A 17,205-nucleotide genomic window follows, 5' to 3' on the forward strand; every position below is an offset into this window, starting at 1 on the left:
CCACTTACAGCGTCGGCGTCACCTCGGGAATGTTGTTTTTGGTAATCGCTTCCTTCGCCGCCGGATTCGTCACGGTGGTGCTATTGAACCAGGTCAGGCTGCTCGTCCCCGACTTCATGGTCATCGTCACGGTTTGTCCACCGATACCCGTGCCCAGGTCGGACGCCAGGGTCAGCACGATATCGCCCTTGTCCACTGTGGCGCTGGCCACTTCGCGCGTGGCACTGAACACGGGGATGGCGCTGGGCACGGCCTGGGTGGGGGTGCTGCAGGCGGTAGCCAGCCCGCCGTTTTCCTGCACGCACAGGGCCACGGCCGTTTTCAAGGGGGCAGCGGCCGCCAGCACATTGCTGACCTTGGCCCGCATCGTGTAGTCGCCATATTGGGGAATGGCCACGGCCGCCAGGATGCCGGCGATGGCCACCACGATCATCAGCTCTATCAGGGTAAATCCGCTTTGCGCGCGCATCGTATCCTCCCATTGTGCGTTGCTCACGCCGTGCATGGTGCAAGCGCCATGCCAGCGGCGCGCCCGGGCAGCGGCGGCGCACGTGGAAAGAAAAGCGACGCATTTGGGCCGTATCCGACCAGCGCCGTCCCCCCGGGCCGGGAATCGGCCTGTCTTGCGGACAAAAAAAAGGAGCCGAAGCTCCTTTTTTGTACTGCTATGACCAGGCTGGAATTACAGCATGGCTTTCAGCAGACGCGCCATTTCCGACGGGTTTTTGGTCACGGTGATGCCGCAAGCTTCCATGATTTCCAGCTTGGCTTGTGCCGTATCGGCACCGCCCGAGATCAGCGCGCCGGCGTGGCCCATGCGCTTGCCTGGAGGAGCGGTTACGCCAGCGATGAAGCCGACGACCGGTTTTTTCATGTTGTCTTTGATCCAATAAGCCGCGTTGGCTTCGTCCGGACCGCCGATTTCGCCGATCATGATGACCGCGTCGGTATCTGGATCATCATTGAACATCTTCATGATGTCGATGTGCTTCAGACCGTTGATCGGGTCGCCGCCGATGCCGACTGCCGACGATTGGCCCAGGCCCAGCGCGGTCAGCTGACCCACTGCTTCATAGGTCAGGGTGCCCGAACGCGACACCACGCCGATACGGCCTTTTTTATGGATGTGGCCTGGCATGATGCCGATCTTGATTTCGTCTGGCGTGATCAAGCCTGGGCAGTTAGGGCCCAGCAGCAAGGTTTTGCTGTTGGCTTTAGCCATGCGGTCTTTCAGGGCCATCATGTCACGCACAGGAATGCCTTCGGTGATGCAAATGGCCAGATCCATTTCAGCTTCGACAGCTTCCCAGATCGCCGCTGCCGCGCCTGCTGGCGGTACGTAGATCACGGAAACATTGGCGCCGGTTTCTTTTTTCGCTTCGGTAACGTTAGCGAAAATAGGAATGCCTTCGAAATCTTCGCCGGCTTTCTTCGGGTTCACGCCTGCCACGAAGGCAGCTTTGCCGTTCGCGTAGTCGCGGCAACCGCGGGTGTGGAACTGGCCGGTCTTGCCGGTGATCCCTTGGGTAACGACTTTGGTATCTTTATTGATCAGAATGGACATGTTGATTCCTTAATTAAGCTTGACCGGCAGCAGCGGCAACGACGCTCTTGGCTGCATCTTCCATGGTGTCGGCTGCGATGATAGGCAGACCGGAATCGGCCAGCATCTTTTTGCCCAGGTCTTCGTTGGTGCCCTTCATGCGCACGACCAGCGGCACGTTCAGCGAGACGGCTTTCACTGCGGCGATAACGCCTTCAGCGATCACGTCGCAACGCATGATGCCGCCGAAAATGTTCACCAGGATGGCTTTCAGGCCTGGGTTTTTCAGCATGATCTTGAACGCTTCGGTCACTTTTTCTGCCGTGGCGCCGCCGCCGACGTCCAGGAAGTTGGCTGGCTCGCCGCCGAACAGTTTGATCGTGTCCATGGTGGCCATGGCCAGGCCGGCGCCGTTCACCAGGCAACCGATGTTGCCGTCGAGCGAGATGTAGGCCAGGTCGAATTTCGACGCTTCGATTTCAGCTGGATCTTCTTCGTCCAGGTCGCGCAGGGCGATGATTTCCGGATGACGGAACAGGGCGTTCGGGTCAAAGTTGAACTTGGCGTCCAGAGCGATGACCTTGCCGCTGCCGGTGACGATCAGCGGATTGATTTCGGCCAGCGAGCAATCGGTTTCCCAGTATGCTTTGTACAGGCCTTGCAGGTTGACGCGGGCGTCGACGATGGAACCGGCAGGCACGCCGATTTTGGTCGCGATGTCGTCTGCCTGGGCATCGGTCAGGCCAACGCTCGGCTCGATGGTGACGTGGTGGATCTTCTCTGGGTGGCTCTCGGCCACTTCTTCGATGTCCATGCCGCCTTCGGACGATGCCATCAGGACGATTTTCTGGGTGACGCGGTCGGTGACCAGCGAAACGTACAGTTCCTGTTTGATGTCGGCGCCTTCTTCCACCAGCAGGCGGTTGACTTTCTGGCCTTCGGCGCTGGTCTGATGCGTGATCAGCTGCATGCCCATGATCTGGTCAGCGTATTCCTTGACCTGTTCCATCGATTTTGCCACTTTCACGCCGCCGCCCTTGCCGCGGCCACCTGCGTGGATCTGCGCCTTGACAACCCACACCGGGCCGCCCAGGGTTTCCGCAGCCTTGACGGCTTCTTCGACGGACATGCACGGAATACCGCGTGGTACCGTCACTCCGAATTGCCGGAGGATTTCTTTGGCTTGATACTCATGGATTTTCATGCTGGCTTCCCTTCTGATACTGATGTGTAAAAATACGGTTAGTGGTGCAAAAAAAACAGGAAAGCGCCGGGGTCACGGCTTGGCTACCCAGCGCGGGTAATACTGTGCAACTGCCCCGCCATCCGTGCGCAGGGCGTGGCATTTGTCGAGTTGAAACGGCTTTTCATGCGATAAGTCAGCATTCGCACCGTCACGGGTCGACCAGACATCGCCGGCAAATGCCTGAACCGTCGCAGTCGGCAAGACTTGCGCCAGTTCGGTCAAATGGGTACAGCCGGCGATTCCCGCCAGGCGCTGTTTCAAGTCGCGGCGGAAATTCTTCAATAAATTCAGACCGATCAGCGCCCTGTAAGCGGGGCCGATGGTATCGCAAAAACCGGGATAGGGTACGGCATCGGAGGCGGCCTCGGCCTCGACAATGGTCAGTTCGCGATCGACGGTAATACGTAAATGGAGGTCATGCAGAGGGGCGCCGGCGGGACGGGGGCCGGAGGCCAGGGTCGCGTCATAGCTTTTGATATCGGTGATATGGGCGTCAATATCCCACAGGCCGTCGTCGCGCACATACGCTTGGACGTCGATAACACGGGAGTGCCGTAGGGCGCGCCGGGATACGGGAGTTGACAGGGGCATAAGACCGATGCCGCTTGCGCGGCCATAATTTAGTAAGCAGCCATGTGCCTAAAGCACTCTGTTCGCAGCTTCTACGAACAGCAACCGCACCTGCGGCGCCGCAAAAACCCTAAAAGTGTAGCACACTGGGCGCTGGTTGCGCCGCAACATAATTTTTCATTGCTTCGATAAAAACATTTCAAAGCATAAAGAATACACATGGAAATTGACACCGTTATCACGGATGGTGATGACAGATATGGCCGATGGATGCCGCGATATACCTCAGATTGCCGCGCCGGCCCAGCCGACGGCAGCGCGGGCAAGCCCGGCCCCATGCAGCGCAACAATATGCCATCCGATTGCCAGGCGGATGGCAAGGAAAGTGAACTTACCAGTAAAACAATGATCTGGGGCGAGCTTGCCTGACAAGCAAGGTACAGGGCAGCCATGAACTGTTGCAGATCGAACACAGCGAGACCAGGGCCAGCTGGACGGTCAGCGGCGCGCACCTAGTCGTCCTCGGGCTCCAGCCCCTTCAAGGCCACCTGCACGGCGCGCTGGGAAAAACCGCGCTGCATCAGGAAGCGCATCTGCTTGTTGCGCTGCTCGGCATCCTGCGCCACCTCGCCAAATTTGCGGCGCCACACTTCGCAGGCACGCGCAACCTCCCCTTCGGCCAGGCCCGCCTTGAGTTCCTGCAGCGCCTCGCCACCGATGCCATGGCTTTGCAATTCCGCCATGATGCGGCTATTGCCGAAACGGGCCGAGCGGCGGTGGATCAGCGACTCGGAAAAACGCTCCTGCGATAGCCAGTTCGCCTGCTCCAGGCTGTCGAGCAAGGCTTCCACATCGTCGCCCTCCTGCGCATGGCGCTGCAGCTTGCGCCGCAATTCCATGCGGCTGTGTTCGCGCATCGACAAAAAACGTAGCGCCCTGCCCTTCAGGCTTAGTTGTACTGCGGCCATACACCCACCTTGTCTTTCATTCCACGATCAAGCCATCCAAACACAATCGCCGCCCGGCGCAACAGCGCGGGACGGCGATCGTGGTCATACTATGCGGCGAGCCGCGCGTAGGTCGGATTAGGCCCCTTGGGCCGTAATCCGACAACATTGTTGGCGTCTGATCCGACAACATTGTTGACGTCTGTGGTGTTGTCGGATTACGCGCGGCTTTGCCGCGCTAATCCGACCTACTCTGCCTTGGCTTCCGCAGCCTTGGCAGCCTTGTCGGCGGCTTTATCCGCTTTTTCCGGCTTTTCAGCGGCCAGCGGCGGCAGTTCGCGCACGCCCAGCGAAGCGCGGACCTTGTTTTCGATTTCGCGGGCCAGCGCCGGACGCTCTTGCAGGAAGGCACGTGCGTTGTCCTTGCCCTGGCCGATGCGTTCGCCGTTGTAGCTGTACCACGAACCGGATTTTTCCACGATCTTGGCATCCGAGCCCAAATCCAGGATTTCGCCTTCGCGCGAGGTGCCGGCGCCGTACAGGATGTCGAAGTGCGCTTCCTTGAACGGTGGCGCGATCTTGTTCTTGACGACCTTGACCTTGGTTTCGTTGCCGATCACTTCATCGCCGGACTTGATCGAGCCGGTGCGGCGGATATCCAGGCGCACGGAGGCGTAGAATTTCAGCGCATTGCCGCCGGTGGTCGTTTCCGGGCTGCCGAACATCACGCCGATCTTCATGCGAATCTGGTTGATGAAGATGACCAGGGTATTCGTGCGGTTGATGGAGCCGGTCAGCTTGCGCAGGGCTTGCGACATCAGGCGCGCTTGCAAGCCTGGCAGGGAATCGCCCATGTCGCCTTCGATCTCGGCGCGTGGCGTCAGTGCGGCCACGGAGTCGATGACGACGAGGTCGACGCTGCCCGAACGCACGAGGGCGTCGCAGATTTCCAGTGCCTGCTCGCCCGTATCCGGTTGCGAGATCAGCAATTCATGCAGGTTCACGCCCAGCTTTTGCGCGTAACCGACATCGAGCGCGTGCTCGGCATCGATAAAGGCGCAGGTGCCGCCCAGTTTTTGCATCTCAGCGATGGTTTGCAGGGTCAGGGTGGTTTTACCCGACGATTCCGGACCGTAGATTTCCACCACGCGGCCGCGCGGCAAGCCGCCCACGCCCAGCGCGATATCGAGGCCGAGCGAACCGGTCGACACGACTTGCACTTCTTCGATCGCTGCGCTGGCATCCATGCGCATGACCGAACCTTTGCCAAACTGCTTCTCGATCTGCGCCAGTGCGGCGGCGAGCGCCTTGGCTTTTTCCGATGCGGGTACTACAGCTTTTTTATCGTCCATATGTTCTTTCAGCCGTTCTACAGTTGCGGATTCACGTGAATCCGGCAGCCTGCGATAGCGCCAGTGGGTTAAATTCTTTACACAGACAGTACTGTATAAAAAAACAGTGATCAATGCAAGCGGAACGTGGATTTGTTTTGAAACAGATCAATACAAGCCTGGTTTCTCACAAAAACTCGCCACCTTGCGGAAAATGAAACACAATACAAACTTCTACCGCCGCAAGCATAGGAAGTGCACCATGCGTATTTTACTTGCCGAAGATGACAGCGTGCTGGCCGATGGCCTGACCCGCTCGCTGCGCCAGTCCGGTTATGCGATCGACTACGTCAAGACGGGCCAGGAGGCCGATACGGCCCTCTCCACCCAGGAATTCGACTTGCTGATCCTCGACCTGGGCCTGCCCAAGATGTCCGGCCTGGAAGTGCTGCGCCGCCTGCGCGCGCGCGCCTCGCTGCTGCCGGTGCTGATCCTGACGGCCGCCGATTCCATCGAGCAGCGCGTGAATGGCCTCGACCTCGGTGCCGATGATTATATGGCCAAGCCGTTCGCCTTGTCGGAACTGGAGGCAAGAGTGCGCGCCCTGACGCGCCGCGGCGCCGGCGGCGGCGCCACCATCATCAAGCACGGCCCCCTCAGCTATGACCAGGTGGGGCGCAGCGCCTACATCAACGACCAGATGCTCGACCTGTCGGCGCGCGAACTGGGCTTGCTGGAAATCCTGCTGGGCCGCACGGGCCGCCTCGTCTCGAAAGAACAGCTGGTCGACCACCTGTGCGAATGGGGCGAAGAAGTGTCGAACAACGCCATCGAAGTGTATGTGCACCGCCTGCGCAAGAAGATCGAGGTGGGCGGCGTGCGCATCGCCACCGTGCGCGGCCTCGGCTATTGCCTGGAAAAATACTCGGAAGCGGCGCGCCTGAACGCCGAAGCGGGCGAATCGGCAAGCCCGGCCAGCGGACCCGCCAGCAAGTGAAGGTGCGCGAGGCGCCAGCGGACGAGGCGGATGACGACGACTGGTTCGAGCCACCCACCACGGAGCAGGACGACACCATCGAGCATTCGCTGTTTGGCGAAATCCTCGACTGGATGCTGGCGCCCTTGCTGCTGCTGTGGCCGATGAGCATCGCCATCACCTATCTGGTGGCCAAGGGCATCGCCAATCAGCCGTTCGACCATGCGCTGGAAGACAGCGTGACCGTGCTCACGCAGCAGGTCAAGCAGGCCGACGGCGCCATGCTGCGCCGCGTGCCGGAAAAGAACAGTAACAACAAGGGCCGCGACTTCCTGCGCGGCGACGATATCGACACCCTGTATTACCTGGTGGTGGGTCCGCGCGGCGAATACCTCGACGGCGACCGCGATTTGCCGCCGCCGCAGGACCCCGACAAATACCGCAGCGGCATGGTGCTGTTTCGCAACGACACCATCCATGGCACGCCCGTGCGCGTGGCGTTCAGCTATCTCGACATTCCGTCCAGCAACAACGACGAGCCGCACCGCGCGCTGGTGCAGGTGGCGGAAACCCTGGAAAAACGCGCCCAGCTGGCCAATGAAATCATCAAGGGCGTGATCTTGCCGCAGTTCATCATCCTGCCCGTGATCCTGGCCCTGGTCTGGTTTGCCCTGGCGCGCGGCCTGTCGCCGCTGGCGCAATTGCAGGAACGCATACGCGCCCGGCCGCCCGACGATTTATCGCCCATCGAATCGGGCCAGGTGCCCGAGGAAATCACGCCGCTGGTCGGTTCGCTCAACGAGATGCTGGCGCGCCTGTCGTTGTCGATCGACATGCAGAAACGCTTCATCGCCGATGCCGCGCACCAGATGAAAACGCCGCTGGCCGGCATGCGCATGCAATCCGAGCTGGCGCTGCGCCAGACCGACCACGACGAGATCCACCGCTCGCTGCTGCAACTGGCGAAAAGTTCGGAAGCGGCCACGCGCCTGGTCAACCAGCTGCTGGCCCTGGCGCGCGCGGAAAACCAGCCTCAGGCAGGCACGGCGTTCGAACCGATCGAGCTGAGCGAACTGGCGCGCGGCGTGGTGCAGGACTGGGTGCAAGCCTCGTTTGCCCAGCATATCGACCTGGGCTTCGAGCAGCCCGCCTATGCGATCATGATTTCCGGCAATGCCATGATGCTGCGCGAGCTGCTGAGCAACCTGATCGACAATGCCCTGCGCTACACGCCGTCGGGCGGCAGCGTCACGGTGCGCGTGCGCAGCACCCTGGAACTGGCCATCCTGGAAGTGGAAGATACGGGCCCCGGCATACCGCAGGCCGAGCGGGCCCACGTCTTTGAACGCTTTTACCGCATTCTCGGCAGCAATGTCGACGGTAGCGGCCTGGGCCTGGCCATCGTGCGCGAAATTGCCCAGCAGCATGGCGCCGAAGTCGATATTTTTAACAATCCGCGCGCGCACTCGCCGAAGCTGCCGGGCACCCTGCTGCGCCTGAGCATCGCCTTGCTGTTGCCGGACGCGCCAGAAGAGGATGAGGTCACGTATGGATAAGCCCAGCCTTCCCGCAGTGCCGTTGCGCACGCCCAACTCCGAGCTGCAGTCGCGCCGCGATATCCACTGGCGCAAGACGCGGCGCCTGACGGCCATCCTGCTGCTGGTCTGGCTGCTGACGGGCTTCCTGACCGTGTTTTATGCGCGCGAACTGTTGCATTTAAATCTGTTCGGCTGGCCGCTGCCCTTCTATATGGCGGCCCAGGGCGCCTCGCTGGTGTACCTGGCCATCATCGCCTTCTATGCCTGGCGCATGCAGCGCCTCGACCGGGCTTTTCATGCAGAGGAGCACGCATGAGCGACCAGCGCAGCTTCTTTGCGCGCCTGTGCCGCTACTATTTGCTGTTTACGGCCGGTTTTGCCGCCTTCCTGCTGGCCCTGTCGGTGCTGGAACAGGAAGGCATGCCGCGCGCATGGATCGGCTACCTGTTCATGCTCGTCACCATCACCCTGTACGCCACCATCGGCGTCATCAGCCGCACCTCGAACGTCACCGAATACTATGTGGCGGGACGCAGGGTACCGGCCATGTTCAACGGCATGGCTACGGCCGCCGACTGGATTTCTGCGGCCAGCTTCATCAGCCTGGCTGGCGGCCTGTACCTGAACGGCTTTGACGGCCTGGCCTTCATCATGGGCTGGACGGGCGGCTATTGCCTGGTGGCGCTATTGATCGCCCCCTATCTGCGCAAGTTCAGCCAGTACACGATTCCCGATTTCCTCGCCGCCCGCTATGGCAGCGGTACCGACAAACGGGGTGCCAGCGTGCGCGTGGTAGCCGTGGCCGCCACCATCATCGTCTCATTTACGTATGTGGTGGCGCAGATCTACGCCGTCGGCCTGATCGCCTCGCGCTTCACGGGGGTGGATTTTTCCGTCGGCATCTTCCTGGGCCTGGCCAGCATCCTCGTCTGCTCTTTTCTTGGCGGCATGCGCGCCATCACCTGGACGCAGGTGGCGCAATACATCATCATCCTCGTCGCCTTTCTGATTCCCGCCATGTGGCTGTCGGTCAAGCATGCGGACAATCCCGTGCCGCAGATCGCCTACGGCAAGGTGTTGCCGCAACTGAGCGCGCGCGAACACGTGCTGGAAACGGACCCGAAAGAAAACGAGGTGCGCGCCATCTTCCGCCAGCGCGCCATCAGCTACCAGGCGCGCATAGACGGCTTGCCCGCCTCCTGGGAACAAGGCCGTCTGACGGCCCAGCGCCAGCTCGACAGTTTGCGCCAGCGCAATGCCTCATTGTTCGACATCCGCAATGCGGAGCGCTACCTGATCGCCTATCCGAAAAGTCCCGATGAAGCGCGCGCGCTGTGGCAAGCCGCGCAGGCGCACAACCAGAAGCGCGCCGAGCCGATCATTCCGCACGCGCAGCCATTTCCCGCCGCCGACAGGGAGCAGTCCGACATCAAGCGCAACAATTTCCTGGCCCTCGTGTTTTGCATGATGCTGGGCACGGCCGCCCTGCCGCATATCCTCATGCGATCCTACACCACGCCCTCCGTGCACGAGACGCGCGTCTCCGTCTTCTGGACCCTGTTCTTCATCTTGTTGATCTACCTCACGATTCCTGCGCTGGCCGTGCTGGTCAAATACGATATTTACTCGGCTCTCGTGGGCACACAATACGCGAACCTGCCCACCTGGGTGTCGTACTGGGCCAACGTGGACAAGCTCAGTCCCCTGATCAGCATCGTCGACGTCAACCGCGACGGCATGGTGCAACTGGCGGAAATATCCATCGATGCCGACGTGCTGGTGCTGGCCACGCCCGAGATCGCCGGCCTGCCTTACGTTATTTCCGGCCTGGTGGCGGCCGGCGGCCTGGCCGCCGCCCTGTCAACGGCCGATGGCTTGCTGCTGGCCATTTCGAATGCCCTGTCGCACGACATCTATTACAAGGTGGTCGATCCCAGCGCCTCGACGCAAAAGCGCGTGACGATTTCAAAATTGCTGCTGCTGGCCGTGGCCTTCATCGCCGCCTATGCGGCCTCGCAAAAGCCGGCGGACATTTTGTCGCTGGTGGGCGTGGCGTTTTCCCTGGCCGCCTCGACCCTGTTCCCGCCGCTGGTACTGGGCGTGTTCTGGAAACGCGCCAACTACCAGGGCGCGCTGGCCGGCATGCTGACGGGCTTTGGCGTATGCCTGTATTACATGCTGCACACCAGCACCATGCTGGGCGGTAATGCCAGCGGTCAATGGTTTCATATCGCCCCCATCTCCGCCGGCATCTTCGGCGTGCCGGCAGGCCTGGCCGCCGCCGTGCTGGTCAGCTGGCTGACACCGGTGCCGGGACGCCGCAGCACGGGGCTGGTCGAGCATATCCGGGCGCCGGAGTAAAAGCCGATCAAGGCTTGGGGTGGCGTGGAACAATTCCTCGACAGAAATATCGGAAAAGACAGCACCCCGGCAAAAAAGGAGTAGGCTGGAGGGCCGTTCCACTTACGAGGAAATCCCATGCCGTCTGGAAAAATTCTTGTTGCCCAGGGAGGCGGCCCCACCGCCGTCATCAACCAGTCGCTGGTGGGCGTGGTGCTCGAATCGCGGCGCTTTCAACATGTCACGCGCGTGTATGGCGCGCTGCACGGCGTGCGCGGCATCGTCAATGAAGAGTTCGTCGATCTGACGCAGGAAACCAGCCATAACCTGGAACTGGTGGCCGCCACGCCCTCGTCGGCCCTCGGCTCCACGCGCGACAAGCCGGACATTGCCTACTGCCAGCAAATCTTCGAAGTGCTGCGCGCGCACGAGATCGAACATTTCTTTTACATCGGCGGCAACGACTCGTCCGACACGGTGCGCATCGTCAGCGAGGAAGCGCACAAGGCCGGCTATCCGCTGCGCTGCATCCACATTCCGAAAACCATCGACAACGACCTGGTGGGCAGCGACCACACGCCCGGCTTTCCCTCTGCCGCGCGTTTCGTCGCGCAGGCGTTCGCCGGCGCCAACCTCGATAACGCGGCCCTGCCCGGCGTGTACGTGGGCGTCGTGATGGGCCGCCACGCGGGATTTCTGACGGCCGCCTCGGCATTGGGCAAGAAGTTTCCCGACGATGGCCCGCACCTGATCTATCTGCCCGAGCGCGTCTTCGTGCTGGAACAATTTCTTGCCGACGTGAAGGCGACCCATGAAAAACATGGCCGCTGCGTGATCGCCGTCTCGGAAGGCATCCACGACGCCTCGGGCGAACCGATCGCCAGCTTGCTGGCAAAACAGGTGGGCAATGAAGTGGAGCGCGATGCGCATGGCAACGTGCAATTGTCGGGCACAGGCGCGCTGGCCGACCTGCTGTGCGACGAGATCAAGGCGAAACTGGGCATCAAGCGCGTGCGCGGCGATACCTTCGGCTATCTGCAGCGCTCCTTCATCGGCTGCGTGTCCGACGTCGACCAGCGCGAAGCCCGCGAAGTGGGCGAGAAGGCGGTGCAGTTCGCCATGTGGGGCGACCGCGATGGTTCCGTCGCCATCAAGCGCACGGGCTTTTATTCCGTCGATTACGAGTTGCTGCCGCTCACCGAGGTAGCAGGCAAGACGCGCACCATGGAAGACGAATTCATCAGCGCCAGCGGCACGGACGTGACGGATGCGTTCCGCCTGTATCTGCGCCCGCTGCTGGGCTCGGGCATGCCCGATGCGTTCCGCCTGCGCGCGGCGAAAGTGGCCAAGGTCTTGAAACCCTAGCTGTTTTCCGCCAGCAATAGCGGCCGCAGCTTGACGGCCGCCTCCCTGAGCTGGGGCACATGCTGCATCAGCTGCTCCACGGACTTTCTCGCCACGGGCGCGTGGCAGGCGACGGCCGCCACGATGCGCCCGTCGGCCGCGCAGATGGGCACGGCCACGGCTACCATGCCGTGCACGAATTCCTCGTCGTCGATGCCGATGCCCAGGCGGGCGATGCGCACGATCTCGCGTTCCAGCAGCACGGGATCCGTGATGCTTTTCGGCGTGCGCGCCTGCAGGGTCAGCATGGCCAGCAACTCGCGCCTTTCCAGCAAATTCATATACGCCAGGAATAGTTTCCCACTCGCCGTACAATGCATGGGCGCCCGGCTGCCCAGCACCAGGTGCAGCCGCAACGGTTCCTGCGTTTCCACGCGGTCCACATAGACGATCGCATTACCCTCGGGAATGGCCAGGTTGCACGTCTCGCCCGTGACCGCCACCAGACTGCCCAGGATGCTGCGGCTCACGCGGATCAGGGCATTGTTGCGCAGGGTGGCCAGCGCCAGGTTGGTGGAAGCGGCACCGGGCACGTAGCCGCGTCCCACGGGCGTGCGCAGCACATAGCCATGTTGTTCCAGGGTATCGAGCAGCCGCATCATGCTGGCCTTGGGCACTTGCATGCGCGCGGCCAGCTGTGACAAGGTCAATGGCTGGCTGGCGCTGGCCAGGTGCTCGATCAGGCGCAGCACGCGCAATCCCCGCGCCTCGTCGCCATGGCTGGCCGCCGTGCTGGCAGCTACCGCGCCACCCGCCGAGCTGTCTTCTTCGGCCTCGGCCTGCCGTTTTTGAAACGCATCATGCATGTTCTGTTTCACCTCTCGCGTATGCGGCTGTTTCCGCTTGTCCCGGTGCTGCACGTCTTTTATAAATGGAACCAGACGTTCCAAAAATAATCAATAAAGACCAGTGTATCGCAAAAAACGCCCATCGAGGCGGCTAGATACCGCAACGCAGGAGACAAGAGTAATGTTGCAAACACACTACGATTACATCGTGGTCGGCGCCGGTTCCGCCGGCTGCGTGCTGGCCAACCGCCTGTCGCACGACAGCAACAATCAGGTATTGCTGCTGGAAGCAGGCGGCAAGGACAACAATCCGTGGATACACGTGCCGGTCGGCTATTTCAAGACCATGCACGACCCCAGGCTGGACTGGTGCTACCGCACGGAAGCGGACGCCGGCATCGCCGGGCGCCAGCTGCAATGGCCGCGCGGCAAGGTCTTGGGCGGCTCCAGTTCGCTCAACGGCTTGCTGTACGTGCGGGGGCAGAAGGAAGATTACGACCGTTGGGCCGAACTGGGCAATGCAGGCTGGAGCTATGCCGACATCTTGCCTTATTTCAAGAAATCGGAAGACCAGGAACGCGGCGCCAGCGATTACCACGGCGTGGGTGGCCCCTTGAAAGTGTCGGACTTGCGCCTGCGCCGTCCCATCGCCGAGCATTTTATTGCCGGCGCCACGGAAAGCGGCATTCCCTTCAATGCCGACTACAACGGCGCCACGCAGGAAGGCGTCGGCTATTTCCAGCAGACGGCCAGCAAGGGCTTGCGCTGGAGCACAGCCAAGGCCTTTTTGCGGCCTGCCCGCAAGCGCGCCAACCTGCGCGTGGAAGTACGGGCGCAAATCACGCGCGTGCTGTTCGAGGGCAAGCGCGCCGTCGGTATCGAATTCCGCCAGGATGGCCAGCTGCGCCAGGCGCGCGCCAGCGGCGAAGTGATACTCTGCGCGGGCGCCATCGGCTCGCCGCAGATCCTGCAATGCTCGGGCGTGGGTCCGCGCGCCCTGCTGGAAGCAGTGGGCGTGCCGCTGGTGCACGACTTGCCCGGCGTGGGACAGAACCTGCAAGACCACCTGCAAATCCGCCTCGTCTTCAAGACGCGCCTGAAAACCCTGAACGATGAAGTCAACAGCTTGTGGGGCAAGCTGTGGGTGGGCATGCAATACGTGTTTTCCCGCTCGGGGCCCTTGACCTTGGCGGCCAGCCAGGTGACGGTGTTTACCAGGTCGTCGCCCGAGGTGGAGCGGCCCGACATCCAGTTCCACATGCAGCCATTGAGCGCCGACAAGCCGGGCGAAGGCGCGCATCCGTTTTCCGCCTTCACGTCGTCCGTGTGCCAGCTGCGCCCGCACAGCCGTGGCCACGTGTCGATCAAGTCCGCCGATCCCCTCGCCTATCCGGGCATCTATCCGAATTATCTGTCCGACCCGCGCGACCAGCAGACGGCAATTGCCGCCCTGCGCGTGGCGCGAAAAATCGCCGCCGCCCCATCGCTGGCGCCGCACATCATTTCCGAGTTCGTGCCCGGCCCGCAGTTCGAGACGGATGCGGAATTGCTGGACGCGGCGCGGCGCTTCAGCCAGTCGATCTACCACCCCAGCGGCACCTGCAAGATGGGACATGACGCCATGGCCGTCGTCGATGACCGCCTGCGCGTGCACGGCATGCAGAACCTGCGCGTGGTCGACGCGTCGATCATGCCGGAAATCGTCTCGGGCAATACGAACGCGCCCACCATCATGATCGCCGAAAAAGCAGCCGACATGATCCTGGCGGACGCCGTGCGGCTGCCCAAGGCTGCCTAGTCCGCGCCCCACGCCACCTCACCCGGGAGGATGCCAGCGGCGGGCAGACGGCCCCGCCCCTCAATGACTTGGCAATCAGCCAGGCATCAAAAAAACACACATAATCGATATCGATTGGAGACTAGATATTATGGATAACAATCCGAACAATCCGAAAAAGGCCAAAGAGCTACGGAAAGTCGTGATGGCCAGCGTGATCGGCGCCACCATCGAGTGGTACGACTTCTTTTTATACGGCGTCGTCGCCGGCATCGTGTTCAGCAAGCTGTATTTCCCGGGCGGCGATCCGCTCGTCTCGACCATGCTGGCCTACGGTACCTTTGCCGTGGGCTTTCTGTCGCGCCCCATCGGCGGCGTGATCTTCGGCCACTTCGGCGACAAGATCGGCCGCAAGAGCATGCTGGTGATGACCCTGATGATCATGGGGATCTCCACTTTCCTGATCGGCGTGCTGCCCACATATGACCACATCGGCTACTGGGCGCCCGGCCTGCTGCTGTTCCTGCGCGTGCTGCAGGGTATCGGCCTCGGTGGCGAATGGGGCGGCGCCGTGCTGATGGCGTATGAATATGCGCCGCCCAAGGAGCGCGGCTTCTACGCCAGCCTGCCGCAGATCGGCCTGGCCATCGGCCTGTGCCTCGCTTCCGGCGTGGTGGCGATCCTGTCCTACAGCCTGACGGACGCGCAGTTCCTGTCCTGGGGCTGGCGCGTGGCCTTCATCCTGTCGGCGGCTCTCGTCTTCATCGGCATGTGGATACGCCTGAACGTGATGGAAACGCCGGAATTCCAGGCCGTCAAGGAAAAGAACGCGGAGACGCAGATTCCGTTTTTCGACCTGTTGAAACGCTATCCCGGCAACGTCTTGAAGGGCATGGGCGCGCGCTATATCGATGGCGTGTTCTTCAATATCTTCGGCGTGTTTTCCATCACCTATCTGACCAACACCATCAAGATAGACCGCACGGAAGCGCTGATGGGCGTGATGGCGTCGGCCGTCGTGATGTGCTTCTGCATCCCATTCTTCGGCCGCCTGTCGGACCGCATCGGCCGCACCAAGGTATTTTTCTGGGGTTCATTGATCACGGGCGTGTCGTCGATTCCCGCCTTCTGGATCATGCTCCATCACGCCGACAATCCGCTGCTGCTGTGGTGTTCCGTGATCATCCCGCTGGGCGTGCTGTATTCGGCCGTGTACGGCCCGGAAGCGGCCCTGTTCTGCGACCTGTTCGACGCCAAGGTGCGCTACACGGGCATCTCCTTCGTGTACCAGTTCTCCGGCATCTTCGCCAGCGGCCTGACGCCCATCATCGCCACCTATTTGCTGAAGACGGGCAATGGCGAGCCGTGGCACATCGTCGGCTACATCCTGTTCGCCTCCCTCGTCTCGGCCGTCAGCGTGGCCATGATCGGCAGGGGCGGCTCGCAACCGGATGGCCGCATGAAGCCGGCGCACGCGCGGTAAGCGCAGGCACGTAAAAAAAGGCAGGCCTCTTGCGAGTGCCTGCCTTTTTTATGTCGATTAAGACTTAGATGACAATTGTCTGATGCTCGTCACCCACGCGGGCGCGGATGGTGCCGATGCGCGAGACGGTTTCGCCGGCCGCTTGCAATTGCGCGATGGCGGCGTCCGCGTTTTCCTGCGAGACGATGACCGTCATGCCGATGCCGCAGTTGAAGACGCGGTGCATTTCGGCGTCAGCCACGCCGCCGTGCTGCTGCAGCCACGTGAACAGCGGCGGCATGGTCCATGCCTTCGAGTCCAGCTCGGCCACCAAGCCAGGCTGCAGCACGCGCGGGATGTTTTCCACCAGGCCGCCGCCGGTGATGTGCACCATGCCCTTGACTTCCATGGCATCCATCAGCGCCAGCAGCGGCTTGACGTAGATGCGCGTCGGCTGCATCAGCACGTCGGCCAGTTTGCGGCCGTGGAAGTCGCCTTCCAGGTCAGGTTTCGCCACTTCGATGATCTTGCGCACCAGCGAGTAACCGTTCGAGTGCACGCCGGACGAGGCCAGGCCCAGCACCACGTCGCCCGGGGCGATCTTGGTACCGTCGATGATTTTCGATTTTTCCACGGCGCCAACGGCAAAGCCTGCCAAGTCGTATTCGCCGGCCGGGTACATGCTCGGCATTTCCGCCGTTTCGCCACCGATCAGCGCGCAACCCGCTTGTTCGCAACCCTGGGCGATGCCCTTGATGACGTCGGTGGCGATCGCCACGTCCAGCTTGCCGCATGCGAAGTAGTCGAGGAAGAACAGCGGTTCGGCGCCTTGCACCAGGATGTCGTTGACGCTCATGGCGACCAGGTCGATGCCGACCGTGTCATGGCGGTTCAGTTCGAACGCCAGGCGCAATTTGGTGCCCACGCCGTCGGTGCCCGAGACGAGCACCGGTTCCTTGTACTTCTTGCTGATTTCAAACATGGCGCCAAAACCGCCCAGGCCGCCCATCACGCCTTCGCGCAGGGTGCGCTTGGCAAACGGCTTGATTGCTTCGACTAAAGCGTCGCCTGCGTCGATATCGACGCCAGCGTCACGGTAGGAAAGGGAAACATTAGAAGTCTGGTTCATGGTGTGGTGGCAGCGGAGGCGGTAAAATAGAAGGCGGATACCCGCCGGCACGCGCGCGCAAGCATGTTTTTCAACATCGTGCGGCAGGACGCCAGCGGGTGAATTCGGTCGATCAAGTCGCTATTTTATCAAACTGCCCCGCCATTTCGTAATT

General features: G+C 61.7%; 16 protein-coding genes. 8 read left to right on the forward strand and 8 right to left on the reverse strand.

All coding sequences use genetic code 11. From position 1 onward, the window contains the following. Window positions 1–4: 4 nt before the first annotated feature. From U0004_RS27090 to U0004_RS27105, 4 genes are all read right to left on the reverse strand, one after another. Window positions 5–469: a pilin gene (locus tag U0004_RS27090; protein WP_081345545.1), complete on the reverse strand. Its 465-nt coding sequence runs from the start codon at window positions 467–469 to the stop codon at window positions 5–7. 213 nt (window positions 470–682) lie between these two features. Further along, entirely contained in the window at window positions 683–1,564 is an 882-nt protein-coding gene (gene sucD / locus U0004_RS27095) for a succinate--CoA ligase subunit alpha (protein ID WP_034746085.1), read from the reverse strand. 13 nt (window positions 1,565–1,577) lie between these two features. Continuing rightward, window positions 1,578–2,747: an ADP-forming succinate--CoA ligase subunit beta gene (gene sucC, locus U0004_RS27100; RefSeq protein ID WP_034788653.1), complete on the reverse strand. Its 1,170-nt coding sequence runs from the start codon at window positions 2,745–2,747 to the stop codon at window positions 1,578–1,580. Window positions 2,748–2,819: 72 nt separating this feature from the next. Beyond that, window positions 2,820–3,380 carry a DUF2889 domain-containing protein gene (locus tag U0004_RS27105; RefSeq protein ID WP_070254657.1) on the reverse strand — a complete coding sequence of 187 codons (561 nt, stop codon included), beginning with the start codon at window positions 3,378–3,380 and terminating at the stop codon, window positions 2,820–2,822. Between the two features lie 198 nt (window positions 3,381–3,578). On the opposite strand from U0004_RS27105, the gene U0004_RS27110 reads away from it, so the two are divergent. Further along, entirely contained in the window at window positions 3,579–3,788 is a 210-nt protein-coding gene (locus U0004_RS27110) for a hypothetical protein (protein WP_115057591.1), read from the forward strand. An 83-nt stretch (window positions 3,789–3,871) separates the two neighbouring features. On the opposite strand, the gene recX is transcribed toward U0004_RS27110, so the two are convergent. Together recX and recA are read right to left on the reverse strand one after the other, a co-directional pair. Then, entirely contained in the window at window positions 3,872–4,327 is a 456-nt protein-coding gene (gene recX / locus U0004_RS27115) for a recombination regulator RecX (protein ID WP_070254658.1), read from the reverse strand. A 227-nt stretch (window positions 4,328–4,554) separates the two neighbouring features. Further along, entirely contained in the window at window positions 4,555–5,658 is a 1,104-nt protein-coding gene (gene recA / locus U0004_RS27120; RefSeq protein WP_034788660.1) for a recombinase RecA, read from the reverse strand. Between the two features lie 241 nt (window positions 5,659–5,899). Here recA and U0004_RS27125 point away from each other — a divergent pair, with 241 nt between their 5' ends. The 5 genes from U0004_RS27125 to U0004_RS27145 all read left to right on the forward strand — a co-directional run bounded on the left by U0004_RS27125 (window position 5,900) and on the right by U0004_RS27145 (window position 11,856). Further along, complete coding sequence (locus tag U0004_RS27125; protein ID WP_034746066.1) at window positions 5,900–6,634, forward strand: response regulator; 735 nt, start codon at window positions 5,900–5,902, stop codon at window positions 6,632–6,634. 2 nt (window positions 6,635–6,636) lie between these two features. Continuing rightward, on the forward strand, window positions 6,637–8,169 hold the full coding sequence (locus U0004_RS27130) for a sensor histidine kinase (protein WP_070254847.1): 1,533 nt from the start codon (window positions 6,637–6,639) through the stop codon (window positions 8,167–8,169). Then, entirely contained in the window at window positions 8,162–8,467 is a 306-nt protein-coding gene (locus U0004_RS27135) for a DUF4212 domain-containing protein (RefSeq protein WP_070254659.1), read from the forward strand. Before U0004_RS27130 ends, U0004_RS27135 begins: the two co-directional genes overlap by 8 nt. Next, window positions 8,464–10,512, forward strand: coding sequence for a sodium:solute symporter family protein (locus tag U0004_RS27140; RefSeq protein ID WP_070254660.1), 2,049 nt, complete (start codon window positions 8,464–8,466; stop codon window positions 10,510–10,512). The genes U0004_RS27135 and U0004_RS27140 overlap by 4 nt, the downstream gene beginning before the upstream one ends. A gap of 117 nt (window positions 10,513–10,629) precedes the next feature. Beyond that, window positions 10,630–11,856, forward strand: a complete 1,227-nt coding sequence (locus tag U0004_RS27145; protein ID WP_070254661.1) for a 6-phosphofructokinase — start codon at window positions 10,630–10,632, stop codon at window positions 11,854–11,856. Here the strand turns inward: U0004_RS27145 and U0004_RS27150 are convergent. Continuing rightward, window positions 11,853–12,701, reverse strand: a complete 849-nt coding sequence (locus tag U0004_RS27150; protein ID WP_081345527.1) for an IclR family transcriptional regulator — start codon at window positions 12,699–12,701, stop codon at window positions 11,853–11,855. The two genes, U0004_RS27145 and U0004_RS27150, sit on opposite strands and share 4 nt — an antisense overlap. A 163-nt stretch (window positions 12,702–12,864) precedes the next feature. Here U0004_RS27150 and U0004_RS27155 point away from each other — a divergent pair, with 163 nt between their 5' ends. Together U0004_RS27155 and U0004_RS27160 are read left to right on the forward strand one after the other, a co-directional pair. Beyond that, complete coding sequence (locus tag U0004_RS27155) at window positions 12,865–14,481, forward strand: GMC family oxidoreductase (protein WP_070254662.1); 1,617 nt, start codon at window positions 12,865–12,867, stop codon at window positions 14,479–14,481. A 130-nt stretch (window positions 14,482–14,611) separates the two neighbouring features. Continuing rightward, window positions 14,612–15,943, forward strand: a complete 1,332-nt coding sequence (locus U0004_RS27160) for an MFS transporter (protein WP_070254663.1) — start codon at window positions 14,612–14,614, stop codon at window positions 15,941–15,943. 64 nt (window positions 15,944–16,007) lie between these two features. Here U0004_RS27160 and purM read toward each other — a convergent pair whose 3' ends face one another. Next, a complete protein-coding gene (purM, locus tag U0004_RS27165) occupies window positions 16,008–17,051 on the reverse strand; it encodes a phosphoribosylformylglycinamidine cyclo-ligase (protein WP_034788683.1) in 1,044 nt (347 codons plus the stop codon). Between the last annotated feature and the right edge of the window lie 154 nt (window positions 17,052–17,205).

The organism is Janthinobacterium lividum (genome assembly GCF_034424625.1).
Classification (GTDB): Bacteria; Pseudomonadota; Gammaproteobacteria; order Burkholderiales; family Burkholderiaceae_D; genus Janthinobacterium; species Janthinobacterium lividum.